At 54.6% G+C, this 20532-nt stretch carries 14 protein-coding genes; 1 reads left to right on the plus strand and 13 read right to left on the minus strand.

Annotated features, from left to right (window positions below):
* Positions 1-674: 674 nt before the first annotated feature.
* The 5 genes from Q0816_RS25185 to Q0816_RS25205 form a co-directional block, all read right to left on the minus strand.
* Positions 675-2339, minus strand: coding sequence for a Na/Pi cotransporter family protein (locus tag Q0816_RS25185; protein ID WP_298855887.1), 1665 nt, complete (start codon positions 2337-2339; stop codon positions 675-677).
* 214 nt (positions 2340-2553) lie between these two features.
* Positions 2554-3906: an aspartate aminotransferase family protein gene (locus Q0816_RS25190; RefSeq protein WP_298855889.1), complete on the minus strand. Its 1353-nt coding sequence runs from the start codon at positions 3904-3906 to the stop codon at positions 2554-2556.
* A gap of 103 nt (positions 3907-4009) precedes the next feature.
* On the minus strand, positions 4010-5473 hold the full coding sequence (gene phnY, locus Q0816_RS25195) for a phosphonoacetaldehyde dehydrogenase (RefSeq protein WP_298855891.1): 1464 nt from the start codon (positions 5471-5473) through the stop codon (positions 4010-4012).
* 3 nt (positions 5474-5476) lie between these two features.
* Complete coding sequence (gene phnA / locus Q0816_RS25200) at positions 5477-6721, minus strand: phosphonoacetate hydrolase (protein ID WP_298855893.1); 1245 nt, start codon at positions 6719-6721, stop codon at positions 5477-5479.
* A gap of 20 nt (positions 6722-6741) precedes the next feature.
* Positions 6742-7929 carry a 2-aminoethylphosphonate--pyruvate transaminase gene (locus Q0816_RS25205; protein WP_298855895.1) on the minus strand — a complete coding sequence of 396 codons (1188 nt, stop codon included), beginning with the start codon at positions 7927-7929 and terminating at the stop codon, positions 6742-6744.
* A gap of 119 nt (positions 7930-8048) precedes the next feature.
* Between Q0816_RS25205 and Q0816_RS25210 the strand changes: the two genes are divergently transcribed.
* A complete protein-coding gene (locus Q0816_RS25210; RefSeq protein WP_298855897.1) occupies positions 8049-8933 on the plus strand; it encodes a LysR substrate-binding domain-containing protein in 885 nt (294 codons plus the stop codon).
* 32 nt (positions 8934-8965) lie between these two features.
* On the opposite strand, the gene Q0816_RS25215 is transcribed toward Q0816_RS25210, so the two are convergent.
* The 8 genes from Q0816_RS25215 to Q0816_RS25250 all read right to left on the minus strand — a co-directional run bounded on the left by Q0816_RS25215 (position 8966) and on the right by Q0816_RS25250 (position 20278).
* Positions 8966-10987: a putative 2-aminoethylphosphonate ABC transporter permease subunit gene (locus Q0816_RS25215; protein WP_298855899.1), complete on the minus strand. Its 2022-nt coding sequence runs from the start codon at positions 10985-10987 to the stop codon at positions 8966-8968.
* The gene (locus tag Q0816_RS25220) at positions 10984-12099 is read right to left on the minus strand and encodes a putative 2-aminoethylphosphonate ABC transporter ATP-binding protein (protein ID WP_298855901.1); all 1116 of its coding nucleotides are present in this window, start codon (positions 12097-12099) and stop codon (positions 10984-10986) included. Before Q0816_RS25220 ends, Q0816_RS25215 begins: the two co-directional genes overlap by 4 nt.
* Positions 12100-12231: 132 nt before the next feature.
* Positions 12232-13251, minus strand: coding sequence for a putative 2-aminoethylphosphonate ABC transporter substrate-binding protein (locus Q0816_RS25225; protein ID WP_298855902.1), 1020 nt, complete (start codon positions 13249-13251; stop codon positions 12232-12234).
* Between the two features lie 234 nt (positions 13252-13485).
* Entirely contained in the window at positions 13486-15015 is a 1530-nt protein-coding gene (locus Q0816_RS25230; protein ID WP_298855903.1) for a sulfatase-like hydrolase/transferase, read from the minus strand.
* Between the two features lie 11 nt (positions 15016-15026).
* On the minus strand, positions 15027-15866 hold the full coding sequence (locus Q0816_RS25235) for an EamA family transporter (protein WP_298855906.1): 840 nt from the start codon (positions 15864-15866) through the stop codon (positions 15027-15029).
* Positions 15867-15903: 37 nt separating this feature from the next.
* Positions 15904-16911, minus strand: a complete 1008-nt coding sequence (locus tag Q0816_RS25240; protein WP_298855908.1) for a GlxA family transcriptional regulator — start codon at positions 16909-16911, stop codon at positions 15904-15906.
* Between the two features lie 32 nt (positions 16912-16943).
* Positions 16944-19406 (minus strand): FAD-dependent oxidoreductase, encoded by a 2463-nt coding sequence (locus tag Q0816_RS25245; protein WP_298855910.1) that lies wholly within the window; start codon positions 19404-19406, stop codon positions 16944-16946.
* A gap of 86 nt (positions 19407-19492) precedes the next feature.
* Entirely contained in the window at positions 19493-20278 is a 786-nt protein-coding gene (locus Q0816_RS25250) for a DeoR/GlpR family DNA-binding transcription regulator (protein WP_298855912.1), read from the minus strand.
* Between the last annotated feature and the right edge of the window lie 254 nt (positions 20279-20532).

A 20532-nucleotide genomic window follows, 5' to 3' on the forward strand; every position in this document is an offset into this window, starting at 1 on the left:
TTCGCATTCGTTTGCTCCTTCGAAAAGTTGAGCAAACTCTACATCAGAGCGAGGGAAGTTTCGGGGGGCAGGTCAGGATCTGCAAACAAACTGAATGGAGGGATCTATTGAAGAGATTAGAATCAGGAATCCCAGCCAGTAAATGACTGCTGTTGCGAATACGGTTGCTGGAAGGAAGACTGTGTCGCAGCGGTCAAATTGTGTCGCAGTGCAGTCGGAAACCCTATCGCTGTTGCCATCGGTGAGCGAGATCGCCCTGAATATACCTGGCCATCTATTCTGCAATGCCAATAACGTTGCTAAGGTAAATAAAATGTTGTGGCCCTTTCAGCCGTTCGATTTTCGGTCCTAACTGCATTGCTGAGAGTTGGCTTACATTGCATTGAGTAATTTGAAGAAGCGTGAGAAGAACTCGTTTCAACAGAGCGTTTAAGTAGCTTTTGTGGGTAGAATTTACTTGCTAGAGACCGCCTGTGACCAAAGTTTTTGAGAGCGCTAAACGATCTTAATACAAAATTGTGAATGCGAGTGTAGTTACTCGTACACACTCTCGCTTTTGCATCTTCTGATTTGACTTTTCTCATTGCGACTGGCTCCTGTGTCAGACCGCCGTACCGATAGTAACACGATTTCGTCGTCCGAGTGCTTAATAAAGTACTCCATTCGGCAACTCGTTAGTCAGCAATCTCGGTGATTAACCGTGTCTCAAGCAACTGACCATTCCGGTACAGGACCGGGTAGGCGATCGAAGCGATGTGGCTGTTGAATTCCCGGAATGCCCGTAAAGTCTCCAGATGAATGTCGCTGGTCTCGAAGCTTTCCGTTGTGCCGTGCTGCAGTCGTCGCAAGTGCCGCTTGCGGCTATCTCGTTCCACGCGTTTGATCTCGGTTTTTTCAAGGCTGAGAAGCCGGGCGCTTTCCAGATCGTCCGAAATCAGCACATTCGATGCCAGTTTCATATTGGCCAGAATTCCCTCGTGCATCTGAACAAGTTCCGACCAGCCTTCCTGTGAAAAACTTGATCCCTTTGCGCGCATTTCGCCGGCCAAAACTGTCAGGCGTTTGGCGACAACATCCCCTGCCGTTTCAAGACGGATCGCAAATTCCATTAAATCGCGCGCGGTTTTTGCATCCCGTTTTTCATATAGCTCTGAGGGCATCGCAGCGATAAAGGCTCGAATATCCGAAAGGCATCTGTTTACATCCTCGTCAATAGCCTGAACCGAGCGGATCTGTTCCTTGTCTCCGCTGCGGTACAGTTCCAGGACAGGACGGAACATGGTTTCGAGAAAGTCACTCATCCGCAGAAGCTCACGCTTTAGGCTCGGTATGGCCTGGCTCGGGTTAGCCACATTTTCCATGTCCAGTGGGCTGGTCGGGCGCGCAGGTCGGGATTCCTTTTCTTTCTTCTGGTCGGGCAAGAGCCTTTCGAACAAGCCCTCTACGCGTCCGCAAAACGGAAGAGCCAGAACCAGAAGCGACAGGTTGAATGCAAGATGTACGTTAACCAGCATCTGGCCCCCTTGCGGGTCGCCCAACAGCCCGGTCCGCAAGGCGAAGTTAGCTGCAAACAATGTCATTAATGCCCAACTGCCCCGTAGAGCCAGATTGGCATAGGGTATACGCCGGGCGGTCACGGGCATCCCTCGCGTCAGCCAGACAGGAATGAAGGCTGAGCCGAAATTCGCGCCAAAGACCAATGACATACCGGCGGCGAACGGGATTGCGCCAATTTGCACAAGCGTCACGCACATAAGGATAGCCGCAACCGAAGAATGCATGACAAAGGCCAGCGCACCTCCGACAAGGAATGCAGTAATATAGTCGCGGGCCAAATAGTCGGCTACGGCGGGTAGAAATGCGCTGTCGCGAATGGGGTCCATCGCTTCGCGCAGGAACCTGAGCGAGATCAGGATAAAGGCAACACCCATCAGGATACGCCCCAGCTGTCGGGCTTTTTTAGCCTCGGTCTTGACGAATAGATAGCCGCCAACGGCCAGCAGCAACGGAACAAGCCAGTCCAGTTTGAACGAAAGAATTTGAATGATCAGTGCCGAGCCCAGATCGCCACCCAGCACGATGGCCAGCCCAGCCGGAAAGCTCAGCAATCCGCTGGCTGCAAAGCCCGAGCTTAACAGGGCTACCGCGGCCGAGCTTTGCAGCACCATCGCCATCACCACGCCCACCAGCGAAGCTTGCACGTAACTGCGTTGTTGCGTCATCACCCGCTGGAACGACGCGCCGTAGCTGCGTTCTATCCCGGTACGCACCATGCGGACCGCGTACAGCAGCAGCATGGTGGCCCCGGCCAGACTGATCAGGAAGGTGACAATCGCCATACTTCACTCCGACTTCAATATAGGCTCAGTTCACCGCAGCTCTTGTGCGATAATCTGCAAGTAGCTTTTACTTTTTTGACCACGGCGCTAGAGACGTCGGGTTCAATCAACTTAGCGATAAGCGTCCGCGCCGTGTCATCCGCGTCAGGTTTTGATCGGTTTGGAAGGTGCTCCCCCTCGCTAAAGTTTTGCAGGGCGTATGCGGACCGACCGGTTAAACTTCGCCTTCAATCGCGGCAACTACGATATCGATTGCCCGATCTAGTTCACCTTTCGAAATAGTCAGTGGCGGCGACAGGGTCAGAACGCATCCCTGGCTGATCTTGTAGCTCAACCCAGCTTCGAGACAGGCATAATAGATCCGTTCCGCGCGGGTATTTCCCGGTGTCTTGGTGACGCGGTCCTCGACGATCTCGATCCCAAACATAAGGCCACGGCCCCGAATGTCGCCAACGATGGGAACGTTTTGCAATGCATCCATCAGGCGGCTTATCGCGTGTTTCCCCAGTTCCGACGCACGCTCGACCAATCCCTCATCCTCGATAATCTGCAGTGTAGTCAAAGCTGCGCGGGCGGTAACGGGGTTCTTTTCGTGCGTGTAATGCCCGATGGCAAAATCGCCGCAAACATCCAGATTCTTGCGGGCGATACAGGCGGCGATGGGAAGGATACCTCCGCCCAGTGATTTGCCAATGGTGACAATATCGGGAACAATCTCGTCATGTTGGAACGAGAACATTTGTCCGGTCTTGCCCAAGCCGGTCGGAATCTCGTCCAGGATCAGCAATGCACCATGGCGGTCGCAGATTTCGCGCACCCGCTTCCAGAAACCTGGCGGCGGCACGATGGGCACAGCACGCATCGCCTCGGCCACCACGGCACAGATGTCGCCTTCGCGCTCTAGTACATAGTCGATCATGTTGGCACAGGCTTCCGCGCTGGCCTCAAGCGTTGTATGCCCATATGGGCAACGGGTGGGGTGGAATGGTGCCACATGCTCGGTTCCCGGCAATAATGGACCGGCAATATGGCTGCGGAACGTGGCCTCGCCGCCAACGCTTGCTGCGCCAAAACCGGCACCATGGAAGGCGTCCCAGAAGCTGAGCGTCTTGAAGCGGCCCGTTGCGGCGCGGGCGATCTTGAGCGCGACTTCATTGGCGTCCGAGCCGCCGGTGGTGAATAGTATCTTGCCCAGATCATTGGGGGTGATAGCAACCAATCTTTCGGCCAGTTCCACCGCCGGTTCATTGGTGAAGCGGCGCGGGGCGAATGGCAGGTCGTCCAGCTGATCTTTGATAGCCTGCACCAAACGAGGATGGCCATAGCCGATGTGATGCACCGAGTTGCCATGGAAATCCATATAGCGGCGGCCATCCATGTCTTCGATCCAGATCCCTTCTGCTTTGGCAATCGTGCTGACGCAGGGGCTGGACAAGGATTGATGCAGGAACACATCCGCGTCGCGTTTTAGCAGTGGCGACGATTTGGGTCCGATAGACTTCTTTAGCCAAGTAGAGCGGGCTTCCGAAGTATTCGATTCCCCTTCAGTATGAACAATCTGTGGCATATCCGTTCCTCGCTGTCGCTTCGTAAAAGATGCGGACCCCGAAAGGTCCGCCAGTAGGGGAGGAATTTTGAAGCCCCGCCCGCCAACGGGAAGGGCAGGAATATCAGCCGGGCCAGGGCAGCGAATAGGTTTTGACGTTGGTGAAGAATTTCATCGCTTCGATGACACCCTCTTTCACTCCGTTGCCGCTATCCTTGATACCGCCAAAAGGAGACATTTCGATGCGATAACCTGGTTGTTCCCAGATGTTGCAGGTGCCCACATCCAACCCGTTAATATAGGATATCGCACGGTTCAGATCGTTGGTGCAGACACCCGAAGACAGACCAAACTCGGTCGAGTTTGAAATGGCCATCACCTCCTCATCATTGTCGGGCACACGAACGATGGGGACGATCGGGCCAAAGGTTTCTTCCATCACCAATTCACTGTCATGGGGTACTTTGTCGATCACGATGGGTGGCAGCAGCGCGCCCTGACGAGCTGGGTGGTAGAGGATTTCTGCGCCCTCTTTCTCGGCCTGATAGACGCGGTTCTCAAAAACTTCCGCCGCCTTGTCGTGGATCACACAGCCAAGTTCGGTTTCAGGATCCTGCGGATCTCCAAACTTGATCTTTTTGGCTTTCTCCAGAACCAGCGGCACAAACTTGTCCGCCACACTTTCCTGCACCAAAATGCGTTTGACCGCCGTACAGCGCTGGCCGGAGTTGCCGGTCGCGCCCGCAACCGCAATTGTTGCCGCCTTGTCCAGGTCCGCGTCGCTGAGATCATTCAGAATAATGAGGGGATCGTTGCCGCCGAGTTCCAGCGCCTGACGTTTGTAGACGCCCTTTTCGGCGATCATCTTGCCGACCGGTACACCGCCGGTGAAGGTGATGATATCGATATGATCGTTGGTGATCATTTCATCCCCGATGTCAGCGGGCCAGCCCGTGACAACCTGGAACATCTCCGGTGGCAGCCCCGCTTCATAGAGAATGTCAGCTAAAGTCAGCGCTGTAAGCGGGGTCAGTTCCGTCGGTTTACAGACCATGCAGTTATTGGTCGCAATAGATGGAGCAATTTTGTGGCTGACCATGTTCAGCGGATGGTTGAACGGCGTGATTGCACTGATCGCGTTTACGGGTTCTCGCGTCGTGAAAATTTTGCGGGCTTTGCCGTTGTGGGTCAGATCGCACGAAAATATCTCGCCGTCGTCTTTCAGCGCTTCGGCGGCGGCGAACTGATAGACGTCCTGCGCGCGCTTGGTTTCATAGACCGCGTGCTGATGGCAGATGCCAAGTTCCAGGGTCAGCCATTTGGCCAGATACTCACGTTTTTCCCCGATCAGTTCTCCCGCGCGCTGCAGGATCTGACTGCGTTCATACCGGGTGAGTTTCGGCTTGTAGTTCGCCGCAATCTCGAACGCCTCGCGCGCATGTTCAGCGGTTCCGGCCGGAACATGGCCTACCACTTCGTTGGTGTAGGGGTAGAGAACCGGAACGGTTTCGTCGGTATAGACGATCTCGCCACCGATCCGCATCCCTTCGTTTCGTATCTCGATGTTCGACATGGTTTGATCTTTCATGACTTACTGTGCCGCCGCTGTGGTTGCGTAGAAAAAGGCGTCGAAGTTGCGTAAAACCGGCTGGTTCGGCAGGTCGATGACACGGTTCACGATGAACGGAACCTCTTGTTCGGTCAAACCGCCATGGCTGCGGAGCGGTTCTTTCAGGGCCGCCAGATCATGACGATGCTCGGATGTGCCGATGCAGATGTTTTCGCCGGAGACCATCACGATGTCGCCAATCCGGTCGCCAGGTAGTTCGAATTGTTCGATGGCTTCAGTCTTGGTCAGCACATGGGTTATACCTTCGGTTGCCCTGAGTTTGGCAATGATGTCGTTCTGATCTGCGCCTTCGGGCAGATAGGCCGTTGCGAACGAGCCCAACGCACCGTGATGCACCACGTACGGATCGGTAATCGGCAGGATGACGCGCGCCGCATCCTTACCAAGCCAGTCGTCCATCAAATCCTGTGCGTAGACAACGGCGGGCGACCCATCAGCCAGGTGCTTTGGCTTCATGCCATGATCGGCGGTCACAACGATGGCGGCACCCAGCTCGTCCAACTCGCCCAGGTAGCGGTCGAACATGGTGTAAAAATCAAGTGCTCCTTGCTGTTCAGGCGCAAACTTGTGCTGAATATAGTCGGTGGTGGAAAGATACATCACGTCGGGCTTGAACTCTTTCAGCAGCTTGACGCCAGCGGCGAATACAAACTCAGACAATTCGGCCGAATAGACCTCAGGGACGTCCATGCCCAGCCATTTGCTTGCATTGTCGATGCCGTGTTCGGCTAAAGTAGTCTCGCCCGAGCGTTCCGAAGAAAAGGCAACGGCTCGACCTTCGTCAAATTTTAATCCAGCGCCGAGCAAGGCGCGCAGCTTGTCCTTGGCGGTAACCATGGCGACGCGGAAACCAGCATCGTAGAATTGCGAGAAAATGGTCGGCGCGCGCAGGAACCGCACGTCGTTCATCATGACCTCTTCACCGCTGTCAGGGTCGATCAAATAATTGCCGCAGATACCATGCACGATAGGCGGCCGGCCGGTGGCGATCGACAGGTTGTTGGGGTTCGTGAAGGAGGGGATCACAGAATGGGCCAACCGATCGGTACCGGTCTCGCGCATCCGCTTAAGGTTGGGCATCAGACCCTTGGCTATTGCGACTTCCAGATATTCCGGCTCGCACCCATCAAGGCAGATGGCGATTGCGGGCACTTTCGGCGTCGGATAGACGCGTTCGTTTGCTTCAACTGGTGTTTGGATGGTCATCTTATTTTGTTCCTTGATAGTTAAGCTGCCAGTTTGGCGCGTTCTTCCAATGCCCGTAGGGGGGGTGCAGCGCTTGTGACACCCATCTCCTCTAATGATTCCTTTGCTGCGGTCACAACTTTGCGCATGACGTGCTCGTCCATTTGGCCGATACATCCGACACGGAAACTGTCGACCACTGTCAGCTTGCCCGGGTAGATGATGAAACCTTTGGATTTCATAAGGGTATAGAACTGATCGAAAACGAACTTCTCGTCCGCCGGGCAGAAAAAGGTGACGATAATTGGGCTGAGCCAGCGATTGTCCAGCAGTGTTTCAAAGCCCAGCTCGCGCATGCCGGCGACCATGACATTACGATTGCGGGTATAGCGCTCGCCACGGCCTGGTACGCCCCCTTCGGCGGAGTGCGCCCTGAGTGCTTCGAGGAACGCCGCAACCACATGGGTCGGCGGAGTGAACCGCCACTGGCCAGTCTTGTTCATATGTGCCCATTGCGCGTGTGCATCTAGCGACAAGGAATGGCTGTTGCCTTCAGCCGCCTCAAGTTCGGACTTGCGGGCGACGATGAAGCCGAAACCGGGCACGCCCTCGATACATTTGTTGGCCGAGGACACCATCGCCTCATACCTGAGCTCGCTCGGTTTCAACTCGATCGCTCCGAATGCTGACATCGAGTCAATCAAAAGCTTGCGTCCGGCGGCATAGGTCGCCTCGGAAATCTCTTCCACGGGATTCAGAATGCCCGAACTGGTTTCACAGTGAATCGCAACCACATGCGTGATGTCGGGGTCATCGGCAAGAATGCGGGCAACTTCGTCGCCGCGCGGCGGCAAGTAGTCGCCCTTGTCCAGAACTACATGTGCTCGATCCAGGTATTCCAGGGTCTTTGCGGAGCGTTGCCCGTAGGCACCATTAGCTAATACCAGCGCCTTGCCATCGCGCGGAATGAATGATGCAAGCATCGCTTCGACCGAAAACGATCCACTGCCCTGCATCGGGACGCAGTCAAAATCATCGGCACCCTCGCCCAATAGCGCCAGCAGGCTTGTCCGCACCTCTTGCGTCATGGCGCGAAAGTCATCATCCCAACTGCCCCAATCCTTTAACATAGCTTCTTTTACGGCATAGGACGTCGTCAAAGGACCGGGTGTCAAAAGGTAAGGTTCACCGAGGCGCGGTTGTTCGATTTTGGGATTGGAAGGCGTCATAACCAGGCTCCAGAAAGGTGTTTTCAAGAACACAATTGCAGCAAATGTTGCTATATGTGAAATTGTAATTATCAATCTAATTATAAGCACAGCCTATGATCTAACTTCGGAGTACAGCTATGCGACACAGCCAGCTCAAAGCCTTTCATTTTGTAGCCAAGCATGGGGGATTTTCGCGTGCTGCAGAGGCTCTTTTTCTGACGCAGCCGGCAATTTCTGAACAGGTGCGAAAGCTGGAACAGGATCATGATCTGTTGTTGTTCCAACGCGAGCGCAAACGTGTGACTTTGACACCCGACGGTGAGCAGCTTTATCGATATACGAAGCAATACTTCGAGATCGAAGGTCAGATCGAGGATTACCTATCCGAGACCAAGGCCGTGGTCGATGGAGAGTTGCGCATCATCGCCGACTCTGCGCACCACATGACGGCCTTTCTGGGGCCCTTTCAAAAGAAGAATCCGAATGTCACGATCACCGTACGCTCGGGGAATAGCGAAGAGATTCTGGAAGAGCTCAGGGCTTATAACGCGGAAATTGGCGTAGTGGGCAGCCTGTCTCCCGGCAAAGATATGGATGTCTTAAGTCTTGGCTCCACTGAGATAGTGGCCTTTGCCGCACAGGGTGTTCTTTTGGCATCGAAGCCGACACTGTCTCTGGAAGAGCTGTCAAATCTACCGTTAATTTTCCGCGAGACGGGATCAAAAACGCGCCAGAAACTTGAAGACGAAGCCAAAAAACACGGGATCACGTTGAAACCCGCGATTGTAGCGGAAGGGCGCGAGGCGATACGGGAACTTGTGGCCTCGGGAGCAGGTATCGGATTTGTCTCGCAGGCGGAATATGGTCATGATGACCGTCTCCGGCAAATCAAACTTAAAGGCATCAACCTGCAGATGGGCGAGAGCATTATATCGCTGTCTCAGAGGCGCGAAGTGAAGATCATCCGCGCCTTCACAGAGTTTGCGCAACGTACCTTGGAAGAAAACCCCGCCAAAGATTAATTGGCGGGGTTTGGTATCAGCAGGAATGGCCGTCAGCGACCGCGCCAGGCTTGAGTGCGTTTTAATATCCCCTTGGACGCAATCAGGTGAATAATCCGCGCCGCAGCATTTGTGTAAAAAATCATCATCCCCATTGCCGCAGCTGGTGCGATGTCCCCGGCATCATCCATGTTCAGCACTGCAATGGACGCGAGCGTCGTCTTGGGGGAGTAGAGAAACACCACCGCAGACACCGTCGTCATCGCATTGACAAACAAATAGATTGATATGTCCAGAACAGCCGGAAGACATACCGGAACCGTCACGCGTGCAAATAGCTTCATTGTTGGCTGCTTGAGCGAGGATGATACCGACTCAAACTCTCTGTCCATCTGCTTTAGCGCGGTCACAGCCGTTAGATGTGACACCGTATAAAAGTGTGTCACTGTACAGATCACCAAAATCGCCATCGTTCCGTAGATGCCGTTCAGGGGATTGGACGGGCTGTTAAAAAAGAAGATGTAGGAAAGGCCCAGCACCATGCCCGGAATCGCCATAGGCAGCATCGCGAACATCTGAAAAATCGACCGGCCTGTTCTAAACCCGTTTGATTTTTCGACCAGATAGGCACCAAAAAAGACGACTGAGGTACCGATCACAGCCGTCAAAAGCGCCAGCTTGATCGAATTTATGTAAGAGCCCCAGCCGCCTCCGTCCATCTTGTTGAAATCGTAGTTCTTCAGGCTTAGGCTCAGGTCGTAGGGCCAAAACTTGATCAATGCCGCAAATTGGCAAACAGCCAGCAGCCCGACGATGAACAAACCGATCAGACAGCAATAGGCTAGAAAGATTCGATCTGCCTTTCGGTTTGGGGTTGGCTGGTACGGGACCGACCGAGCCGACAGCAATGCAACCTGTTTTGATTGCACCATACGGTCAATCGCGAAGGCCAGGATTGCCGGGATCACCAGAACGACCGAGACGACGGCACCCATTTCAAAGTTCTGCTGGCCTATCACCTGTTTGTAGATATCTACTGCAAGAACGTTGAACTGGCCGCCAATCACTTTGGGCAAGCCAAAATCAGTAATCACCAAGTTAAACACAACGAAAGCGGCCGAGATCAAACCATAGCGCGCGCCGGGAATGGTGACTGTCCAAAAAGTACGCCACGGCGTCGAGCGCAGGCTGGCCGCAGCTTCATACAAACGGGCGTCGGAAATCGCGAGCGCTGTCGATATGATCAGGAATGCGTGTGGGAAAGTAAAGAACACCGAGCCTATTACGATACCAATCGGACCATAGATACTAGCGCCGAACAGCAACTCCTTTATCATGCCCTGATTACCGAACAGATAGACCAGCGCAATGCCGGGCAGTAGTGATGGCACCAGGATCGGAGCCATCGCAATCAGACGAAACACACCCTTGAACCGCATACAACTCCGGTTCAGCGCATAAGCGAACCAGAACGCCAGAGTTACTGTGACAATGGTGCTAAGCACAGAAATCCAAAGGGAGTTCTTAATCGAATTGAACAGTGCCGGGGTTGAGAAGTAGTTGACGAAATTGTCCAAGCCTCGCGACTGGACTGGTCTCAGCTGAACCCGCCGGAACTCATTGGAATCGAGCATGACCCAATCCGTATCGTCCTGCAGCGTAGATCCGACAAGAAACCGCCCGGTGTCGCTCGTGTTGCGGATCTGGTACATAACCGGACTGCGAAAGCTGAAATCGGGGAAAAGCTCGGTTACTGACAGCCGCCCGTCTGAACCGGTAGACAGTTCGGTGCCAGAAAAAGCCCCTATTTGTTCGTTCAGTGCGTCGCCCGACAGAATGGTTCCGTCGAACTGGCCTGCGTCATCACTGACTTGGAACTCGTATTGCGACAACTCCATCCGATAGGTGGAGAATGACTTGGAAAGCATCGTGTAAAGCGGCAAGACCAACGTCGCGACCAGATAGAGCGCGATCACGATCATGCTGCCGCGCATCAGGATGTCATCCCTGCTGAGCTTGGGTTTGATGTCAGGCCCGGCTGGAAGGGTACCCGGGTTGATTGAAATCTCGCTCATGCTGCTGTCTCCGGAACATCAAAGGCCATCAGCCGGTTTTCGGGCAACTCAATTACCATGGTCCTACCCTCTTCCAGTTCTAGTCGGCGCACGGCATTGATCGAAAAATCCGCGATCAGTTCTGAAGATCCAAATCGCTCGTTACTTAACCGGCATCGCCAGAACGAACCGAGGAATTCCATTTCATCGAGAGTGACGTCGATACAATTCCTGTTGCCGCCGGTATCGAGATAACCAGCCTCATGCGGAATGATATCCTCCGGTCGGATTGCTGCGATCGCCGGCATACCGTCGTTGAACTTGTGGCTAAGGCACGCAAAAGTCTTTTCACCGACACTCAATCGACCACCCTTGGTGACCTGAGACTGGATCTGGTTCATTTCTCCGATGAAGTCCGCCACAAACAAGTTAGCAGGCTCGCGGTAGATTTCTGTGGGTGATCCCACTTGTTCAATAACCCCATGGTTCATAACCACGATCCGGTCTGCCATGGCCAGAGCTTCTTCCTGATCATGTGTCACCATCACGGTGGTTACACCCAGTTTGCGCTGTAATTCCTTGATCTCATGCCGCAAGTGAACACGCACTTTGGCATCCAGCGCCGACAGGGGTTCGTCCAAGAGCAACAGCCCGGGGTTGGTTGCGATGGCACGGGCCAGTGCAATCCTTTGCTGCTGACCACCTGACAACTGCGCAGGGTATTTCTTGCCCTGGTCCGGCAGTCCAACCAATTGCAGCAGCTCGTTCACGCGAACCGCGATATCCGACTTGCTGCGGCCCGTGTTTTCAAGGCCGAAGGCGATGTTCTTTTCAATCGTCAGATTTGGGAACAGCGCATAGGATTGAAACACAATCCCGAAATCACGCTGGGACGGGGGCAGATTGGAGACGTCTTTGCCATCTTGCATGACCGTACCTTTGGTCTGCAAATCCAATCCGGCAATTGCACGCAGAAGAGTGGTTTTCCCACAGCCGGACGGACCGAGGAAACAAATGAATTCGCCTTCGTTGATTTCAAGGGAGATATCCTTGAGCGCCAGAAAGCTGCCGAACGCTTTCCACAAATTCTGGATGCTGAGATACAGTTCACCGGGTGGTGTTTTCTGAAGCACGGGAGAGGTCCTCACATCTGCACCTCGGGCGCGGCCGATACTGGCCGGTCTGAACCGGGTGAGTAAGTTGTTCGTTGGGGAACAAGAGCATGGTGTGTAGGAGGGGCACTAAAGCCCCTCCTGCTAATGGGATTACTTCGCTTCCGACTTTCCGTCATAGCGAGACTGCCATTCCTTCAATATTGCCGCGCGATTGTTGGCAGCAAACTCAAAGTCATTTTCGATCATTGCATCCAGAAGACCCTCGGGGAAGTGTTCAACTGGTTTTGCAACACCTGGATAGGCCACGACTGCGTAACCGGTATTATACATTTCGTTAGCCTCTTTGGTGACCGTGAAATCAACCAGTTTTTGCGCGGCCTCGAGATTTGCGGTACCAGCAACAATTGCGGTTGCTTCCATGTCCCACCCTACGCCCTCAGAAGGTACGATGATCTCAAGAGGTGCTCCGTCTGCTTTGGACTTGGCCCCACGGAAGGCAAAAGAAATGCCAATTGGGATTTCGCCTGCGGCCGCCAGTTTGCAGGGTTTAGAACCTGAATGGGTGTACCGCGCGATGTTCTCATGCAGTGCATCCATATACTCCCAACCGCCGTCTTCTCCGAACATCTGAAGCCAGCTGGAAACATCGAGAAATCCTGTCCCTGATGAATTAGGGTTCGGCATGATGACCTGATCCTTATACATAGGATCGGTGAGGTCCTTCCAGGATGTCGGTGGTGTCAGCCCGGCCTTGTCGGCCTCGACCGTGTTGTAGCAAACCGAAGCAACCCAGGCATCCATGCCGACCCACGCCGGAGGATTGTCGCCATCAACAAACTTCACATCCAGTTCTTCAACGCCAGCCGGCGCGTAAGGTTCCAGCATACCCTCCGACTTGAGCAAAAGCAGCGACGTGGCCGCCAGACCCCAGACGACGTCTGCCTGAGGGTTGTCCCGTTCTGCCAGCAATTTGGCGGTGATGATCCCGGTCGAGTCGCGAACCCAGTTTATCTTGATGTCAGGATTGCTTTGGTTGAACGTCTCGGCGTATCGGGCCAGGTCTTCCGCTTCGACCGCGGTGTAAACAGTCAGTTCTGTTTCTGATGCTGCTACCGTCGCGGTCAGCGTGCCGACGGCGAGAGCGGTAAGAAGTGATGTTGTGTGTCTCATTGTTATCCTCTGTTGGTGATTTTTTGACTGGTTCGCCATTCTCGTGTGGCATTCACATTCAGAATAGTAACGACAGTTTGACAGATTAAATTTTCAAGAAAAATCGATTATACCTTCAACATCATAAGCCAGCCCTATGGAAAGACTATCGTCGGCCCCAAGATTGCCGCGATCGGTTTTTTTTGATTTGCAGCGGTAGGTCTTTAACATTTAAAATCGCGTCTTTGCATGTACTTAGTACGAACCGGTCTTAACGCCTCCGGGGCGCACAATCGTTTGCGCAAAGGTAGGATCGGTATTGTTCATGCGGTGGTCCAGCATCTTGCGGGTCAGGTGAAGCAGCGTTGGCGTGTCTTCGGGCCGCTCTGCGACGGATATATCTTCCCCATCTTCGGCCATACCAAAAAGTACTTGCGGCAGCCCCGCGCCAAACTCGACCAGACGGTGTTTTCTTGTGCGCAAAATGCCCAGATTTGCCTGCCGCGAGGTCAGACCTAACTCAACCATCCATGGGGTCGGCTTTACCGGATTGCCAAAATCGAACTCGGAAAAGCTGTAATCCGCCCCTTCCGTTTCCGTATCGTCCAAAATGCCAAGCAAACTTCGCCCGTTCATCGAAGAGGGGGGGCTCGAACCGACTCTTTCGAGAATGGTGGCGGGTATTTCGATGGACTCCGTGAACCCGGAATGCATTTGACCGTGCATATCAGGACGCGCGGGATCACGCACAATCAGGGGCACATGATAGGCAGCATCATGGAAGGTACCTTTTCCCCACAGCCCGTAGTCGCCCAGCATCTCACCGTGATCTGCGGTGACGATCAGAACGGTATTGTCCCACTGGCCGGACGTCCTGAGCCAGTCCACCACGCGCCCAATATGATGATCGACTTCCGTCGCCAACGCCAGATAAACTGCTCGCAGTTGGGCGATGGTTTCCGGATCATTCATCAGATCGGGGAAGCCAACAACCATGCTTGATATCGGTTGTTTATCCTGTGCAGGGGCAAGAAACGGGTGCCAGTGCCGGTCTCCTAAGGGATCGCGGGTTGAACGTGGCTCAGGCATATCCCTTGGGTCATAGAGCGTATTGTAAGGTGCAGGTGCCACAAGTGGAGGGTGCGGTCGGATAAAGGTTAGTGTCGCAAACCATCCCGGCTCAGCATCCTGCATATTGGATAGAAACTGATCCGACAGAAACGCCGTATCGCTCATATCCGCCGGATACAAAGCCGGATCACTGACGTTCGGACCATTTGGTCGGTAGGTGTCTGGGTAGGGGGGCAGCTCAATGCCCCGCTGCGACAGATGCGAAAGCCATGCGCCAACATCTGATTCCATGCGCATTCTCACCGCCTCCTCAAAGCCTGGAAGTAGTTCCTCATAGCTTTGAAGCCTTGGGTCATCGGGGGGTAGAATCCTGGGGTCTCGGGTTGCGTCGGTATAGCCGAACAAACGTGGATTGTACCCGGCCTGTCGCATCGCACGCGCCAGGTTCGGGGTATCATGCTGGAGCGGAGTGCCGTTTCGGACCGACCGGTGGTTGAATGCATATTGCCCGGTGAACAGGGATGCCCGGCTAGGTCCGCAAGGCACTGTGACGGCAAAGTGGTTGGCAAAGCTGACGGCGTTTTCTTGAAGCCGTCGAAGGTTGGGCAGTTGCGCTATCCGCCCGAGACCATCCTGCCCCAGAAGATCGAAGCGGAACTGATCGATGACGATCAGCAAGACATTCGGGCGTGTTTTTGTGTTTTCTGTCCGCAAATTCCTCCCCTTCAACTTGCCATCGCCAGAGCCACAATCCCGATCACCACGATGCTCGCAGCCAGAAGCCTGTTGGATTTTGGCCCTTCGCCAAACCACATGACGCCAATAATCGACGCAAAGATAACGGAACTTTCTCTGAGCGCGGACACCACGCCCAATGGCGCGATTGTCTTTGCATAAAGTACAAGCCCATAAGCCACGCCCGAAATGACACCGCCTGCGAGGCCAGCCCAGACATAACGTCTGGGTAGAGTCACGACACGCTGCCACCTGGTAGTGAAGATGAAACCTGCCACAAAAATCTCCGCCACGAACAGTGTTGCGATGTACCCCAGTGTGTTCTCGGACAACCGGATGCCAATACCATCCACAAGTGAATAGGACGCAATCATCAAGCCGGTGCCTAAGGCAGCCGCTACGGCGATCCAGTTTGTGTGCCTGCCTAATCCTGCAAGGGACAGGCACCCAATACCCAATGAGATACAGATAATGCCGATCCATGCGACGGACGGCAGAACTTCACCCGCGAACAGGATCGCTCCCAAAGCGACCAGAACCGGTGTCATTCCGCGTGAGATTGGGTAGACCACCGACAGGTCGCCATGTTTGTAGGCGGTGTTCAGAAACCAGTAGTACCCCCAGTGGATCAGGGTCGAGCCAACGATAAAGGGAAAAGCCGCCCAGACCGGCAAGCCAGTGAATGGTATTACAAACATCGCTGGTATCGCATGGCCAAGCGAAATCAGCCCCAGAACAATGGCTTTGTCTGGCGCGCCTTTAACTACGGCATTCCATAGCGCGTGCAGAAATGCAGCGGTCAAAACGATGAAAAGCGCGCCAATTGTCATAAGAACCTGACGAAATGTGGTGAACGCCAGCGACGCATCAAGTTTCGAACCTTGGGGCGTTCAACCGGGCGCGTTCGCACGCGGGTGATTGCCCGAACCTTTGTTTGTACTTCTGCGAAAGCGTTGCGTTGGACCCAAACCCGCAGGCCAACGCGACCTCGGCCAGCGTCAGATTGGTGCATCTGACGATTGCCTGGGCCTTTTCCAACCGTTCCTCCAGGTAGTAGGCTTTTGGGGTAAGTCCTGTGGCTGTTACAAATTTCCTTTCAAGTTGGCGCACCGAAATCCCTACTTCCTCAGCAATGCTCTTAATCTGGAGGGGTTCTTCCAGATTATACCGAAACAGTTCTATGGCCTTGTCAACAACGATGTCGCCGGTAAAGCCGTCGTCAACTCGGGCGATGTCGTGTGCGCATGCGATGCACCTGCCGAAAATTGGTCTGTAGCTCTGGAATTTCCGGTTTAGCCGGGGCTGTTCCTGCGGAGTAAGTGTGCCGCTTGTAGTCTTGGACAGAAGGTCGAGCAGAGAGAACCCTGAACCTGCAGACCATATCGCTCCACTGGCGTGGCTATCGTTAGATGCGGGCGAGATATCTGGGAACTGCTCTTGCAGTGCACTCAATACTGAGGACGAGGCAGCGACATCCAAGCCGCAGAGAAGCCCGGTATGTGCCAGTGGGATCAACGCCGCCTCAACTGCGCCCTGAACAAGGCCCGCCCTGAGTTGCGAACGCGCCACGCGGCCAAGACGGTTTTGCTGATCAGGAGGCAGGACCGGTCCTCCGAGCAAAAACAGATAGCCACATCGCGCCGCGTGGTCATCGATGCGGCGGGTTCTCAGGCTTACTCCGCAATTGCTCTGCACGTCAGCGCCAGCCAGCGACAAGATCGAGACTCTGAGCTGTTTGTCAGGGGCAAGTTGGTTCGCGGTCTTCAGATAGGCCAACCCCACCGAAAGCTGATCCAGAGGCAATCCATCCCAGCACAAAAAGCCGATGTCGTTGACACGCGTCGTGTCGGATTCGATGACCGAACAGTGTTTCATCAGGATCTATGCCATTTGGGTGCCATCAGAGACTAACTGTCCGTTTTAGGCCGTTCGCCTTTTGCATCGTAAGGGGATCGGATATGCGCCGTTGCTGACAGTCGTCTTCCGGCAAGGTCGATCTCGAACCTACCCTTGGCAATGTAATCCGCCGTCACGCGTTCGGGTGCATCCAACTGACACAGCGCAACGGCTGCACCCAGCGTGTGACCATAGGCAGCCGAGCGGACCTCGCCGATTTCGACGTCGTCATACAGCACAGCCTCGCCGCCCCATAGCTGCGGCGCGTCATCGTCCAGTACCAGCTGTACGATACGGGTTTTCAGGTGATCGGGGTCCGCTTTTGCGGCCAGCAGTGCCTCTTTCCCGATGAAGCCGCCGGGTTTGTCATAGTCCACGGCAAAGTTCAGACCAGCCTGGATCGGCGTGATGTCCGGGGTCAACTCGCGGCTCCAGGCGCGGAAGCCCTTTTCCAGACGCAACCCCTCGAGCGCATAATATCCCGCATCGCGAATATCATACTCGGCCCCAGCGCGCATCAGGTCTTCGTAGACGCCAATGGTGAATTCAACCGGAACCACCAACTCCCAACCCAACTCGCCGACATAGGTTATGCGGTTGGCCAGAACCGTGGCATAGCCCAGATCGATTTCCTGAACGGTGGCAAACGGGAAGGCTGCGTTCGACAGGTCCGCTTTCGTCAGCTTCTTCAAGACATCGCGCGACTTTGGCCCCATAACCGACAGCACCGACCATGCAGCCGTCACATCCGTCAGGAAAACATGGGCATCTTCGCTGAAATTCTTGCGGATCCAATCCGCGTCGTGAATGGTTTGGGCTGAGCCGGTGATCAGCATATACTCCTGCTCTTTCAGTCGCAGAACCGTCAGGTCGGATTCATACCCCCCACGTTCATTCAGCAAGCCTGTGTACACTGTCTGTCCCACGGGCACGTCAACATTTGCCGCGCAGATTCTGTTCAACTCGCTGCAAGCATCGCGTCCTTGCACCAGCAATTTCGAGAACGAGCTTTGGTCAAACAGCGTTACCGCTTCGCGAGTGGCCTTGTGTTCTTTACCTGCATTGTCATGCCAATTCTGACGACCGAAACTGTATTCGATCTCGGCTGTTTCACCGTCTTCGGCAAAATAGTTCACCCGCTCCCAGCCCATTTTCGACCCGAATACGGCGTTCTTCGCTGCCAGCCGGTCATACAGAGCCGAGCGGCGGAAGGGGCGAGCCGTGTCCAGTTCCCGGTTGGGCCAGGGCATCGCGTAGTGCAGGCCCAGCGTTTCCTTGACCCGGTCATGCAGCCAAGTCGGGTTGTTGTTGAAATTCGCAAACCTCCGGATATCCGCTGCAAACAGGTCCGAGGTCGGCGCCCCTTCGACAATCCACTCAGCCAACGCCCGCCCGGCGCCTCCTGCGCTAGCGATGCCCATCGAGTTGAACCCGGCGCCGACGAAGAAGTTCTTCAGCTCGGGCGCCTCACCCAGCAGATAGTTGTTGTCGGGGGTAAAGCTTTCGGGACCGTTGTAGAATTTGCGCACCCCGGTTTCAGCCATCTGCGGCACCCGGGTCAGCGCATTTTCCAAAAGGATCTCGAATTGATCCCAGTCGTCGGGCAATAGCTGGAAAAAGAACTTGTCGGGGATGCCATCCATCGCCCAGGGTTTGGCCTCGGGCTCGAACCCACCCATCACAAGGCCTCCGGTTTCTTCCTTGAAATAGATATAGCCGTCCGGATCACGCAACACCGGCAGATTGGGAGTCACGCCCTTGACCTGTTCGGTCACGATATACATATGCTCGGCCGAATGCAGTGGTACGTTGACGCCGCACATCTTGCCCAGTTGCCGGGCCCACTGTCCACCGCAGTTCACCACGATCTCGGCATTGATCGTGCCCTGATCGGTGACCACACCGGTGACAGTGCCATCTTTGGTCAGAATGTCAGTGACCTTGATTCCTTCGATCACCTTCGCACCACCCATGCGCGCGCCCTTGGCCAGTGACTGGGTCAGGTCAGTCGGGTTGGCCTTACCGTCGCCGGGCATCCACAGCCCGCCTTTGACGTCGTCCACCTGCATCACTGGCCATTTGTCCTGCGCCTCCTGCGGTGTGACGACCTGGACCTCGACCCCCTGCGCCCGCGCAGCAGCATCAGTGCGCATCAGCATGGTCATTCGCTCCTCAGTCCGTGCCACTGTGACCGATCCGCATTCCATCCAGCCGGTGGCAAGCCCGGTCTCGGCCTCAAGCTGTGAATACAGCTCGGTCGAATAGCGGATCAGGTTGGTCATCGCGGGCTGGCTACGCAGCTGACCGACCAAACCCGCGGCGTGCCATGTGGTGCCGCAGCTCAGCTGCCCCTGTTCCAGCAGCACAACATCTCGATGCCCCATCTTCGTCAGGTGATATGCGACCGAGCAGCCAACGATACCACCCCCCACGATGACATATTGCGCGCTTTGCGGAAGTTGGATGTCGGCCATTGCCTTGCTCCGTACAGAAGGAATCGGGTTTGTGCCCACCTTATCTGCACTTTGCAAAACTTGGCAATATTTTTCTTTTGTTGGCGTTAGACGCTGACAACATCAACCGGTTGGTCTCTAATCACTTCCGAAATGCCTTTGGGCAACTCGCCGTCGACCACTAGGGTAACATCTACAGGCAGTGGTTTCATCGCAACTTGCCCCACCACATCGAATTTGCTGCTGTCCGCCAATAGGAACGGGCGCTGTGACCGCTCTATCATCATGTGCCGGAGGTTTGCGCCTTCCAACGAAAAATCGGTGAACAAGGTCCGAGCACTGATCCCACCAACTCCGATCAGTGCATACTCTGCATTGTATCGGGAAAGATGGTCCAGCGTGTCCAAACCCATTGTTGCATTCTCCGAAAAATCTAAACGCCCGCCCAGCAAAGTGACCTCTGCTGCCGCTGGCGCAAGTACCGAAGCTATGGTTAAATCATTGGTATAAATTGTTAAATATTGGTGATTGGTCGCCAAGGCTTTCGCTACCGCGAGTGTCGTCGAGCCGCTGTCAATGATCACACTCGCTCCATCCGGGATTATGCTGGCTACGTAATTGCCAATACGTTCTTTGCCTGCTCGATTGGTTTGAGTGCGATCAACTATCGGGGGTTCGTGCGTACGCACACTGGTCGCTCCACCGCGTACCTGGTTGACCTTGCTTGCCTGCGCCAGTTGCTCGATATCCTTACGAACTGTTTCTCGCGAAACGCCGAGCCGTTCGGTCAAGGCTCGGATAGAAACAGCAGGTTGACGCGAAACTTCTTCGAGGATTATTGCATGTCGTTCCGATGGTAGCATCGATTTATCTTCCGGCTCAAGGATGCCCAAGTTTGCCAAATTTCGCAAACAGCGTCCAGCCCGGTTCATTACTGATGAGTGTGTTTCGGTGCCAGCTCACGAAACCAGCCGTATTGCGGAAGGCCTGGCTGCTCGACGGGGAAGTGGAAACTTTTACTTTACAAATGTGGAACATTTTAACTTTGCGGCTTCACAAGTCCAATACCCGTAATCTAATTTATGTCAAATAACCTGCCGGATCCGCTGATACGAGCAGCACGTTGTTTTAATCTGAATGATGTACC

The organism is uncultured Ruegeria sp., assembly GCF_947497005.1.
GTDB lineage: Bacteria > Pseudomonadota > Alphaproteobacteria > Rhodobacterales > Rhodobacteraceae > Ruegeria.

Coding starts and splice junctions, on each gene's coding strand:
- Q0816_RS25215 (WP_298855899.1), bottom strand. CDS start 10,987: ATGAGCGAGATTTCAATCAACCCGGGTACCCTTCCAGCCGGGCCTGAC.
- Q0816_RS25235 (WP_298855906.1), bottom strand. CDS start 15,866: ATGACAATTGGCGCGCTTTTCATCGTTTTGACCGCTGCATTTCTGCAC.
- Q0816_RS25210 (WP_298855897.1), top strand. CDS start 8,049: ATGCGACACAGCCAGCTCAAAGCCTTTCATTTTGTAGCCAAGCATGGG.
- phnY (WP_298855891.1), bottom strand. CDS start 5,473: ATGAAAGATCAAACCATGTCGAACATCGAGATACGAAACGAAGGGATG.
- Q0816_RS25205 (WP_298855895.1), bottom strand. CDS start 7,929: ATGACGCCTTCCAATCCCAAAATCGAACAACCGCGCCTCGGTGAACCT.
- Q0816_RS25190 (WP_298855889.1), bottom strand. CDS start 3,906: ATGCCACAGATTGTTCATACTGAAGGGGAATCGAATACTTCGGAAGCC.
- phnA (WP_298855893.1), bottom strand. CDS start 6,721: ATGACCATCCAAACACCAGTTGAAGCAAACGAACGCGTCTATCCGACG.
- Q0816_RS25185 (WP_298855887.1), bottom strand. CDS start 2,339: ATGGCGATTGTCACCTTCCTGATCAGTCTGGCCGGGGCCACCATGCTG.
- Q0816_RS25245 (WP_298855910.1), bottom strand. CDS start 19,406: ATGGCCGACATCCAACTTCCGCAAAGCGCGCAATATGTCATCGTGGGG.
- Q0816_RS25240 (WP_298855908.1), bottom strand. CDS start 16,911: ATGAAACACTGTTCGGTCATCGAATCCGACACGACGCGTGTCAACGAC.
- Q0816_RS25225 (WP_298855902.1), bottom strand. CDS start 13,251: ATGAGACACACAACATCACTTCTTACCGCTCTCGCCGTCGGCACGCTG.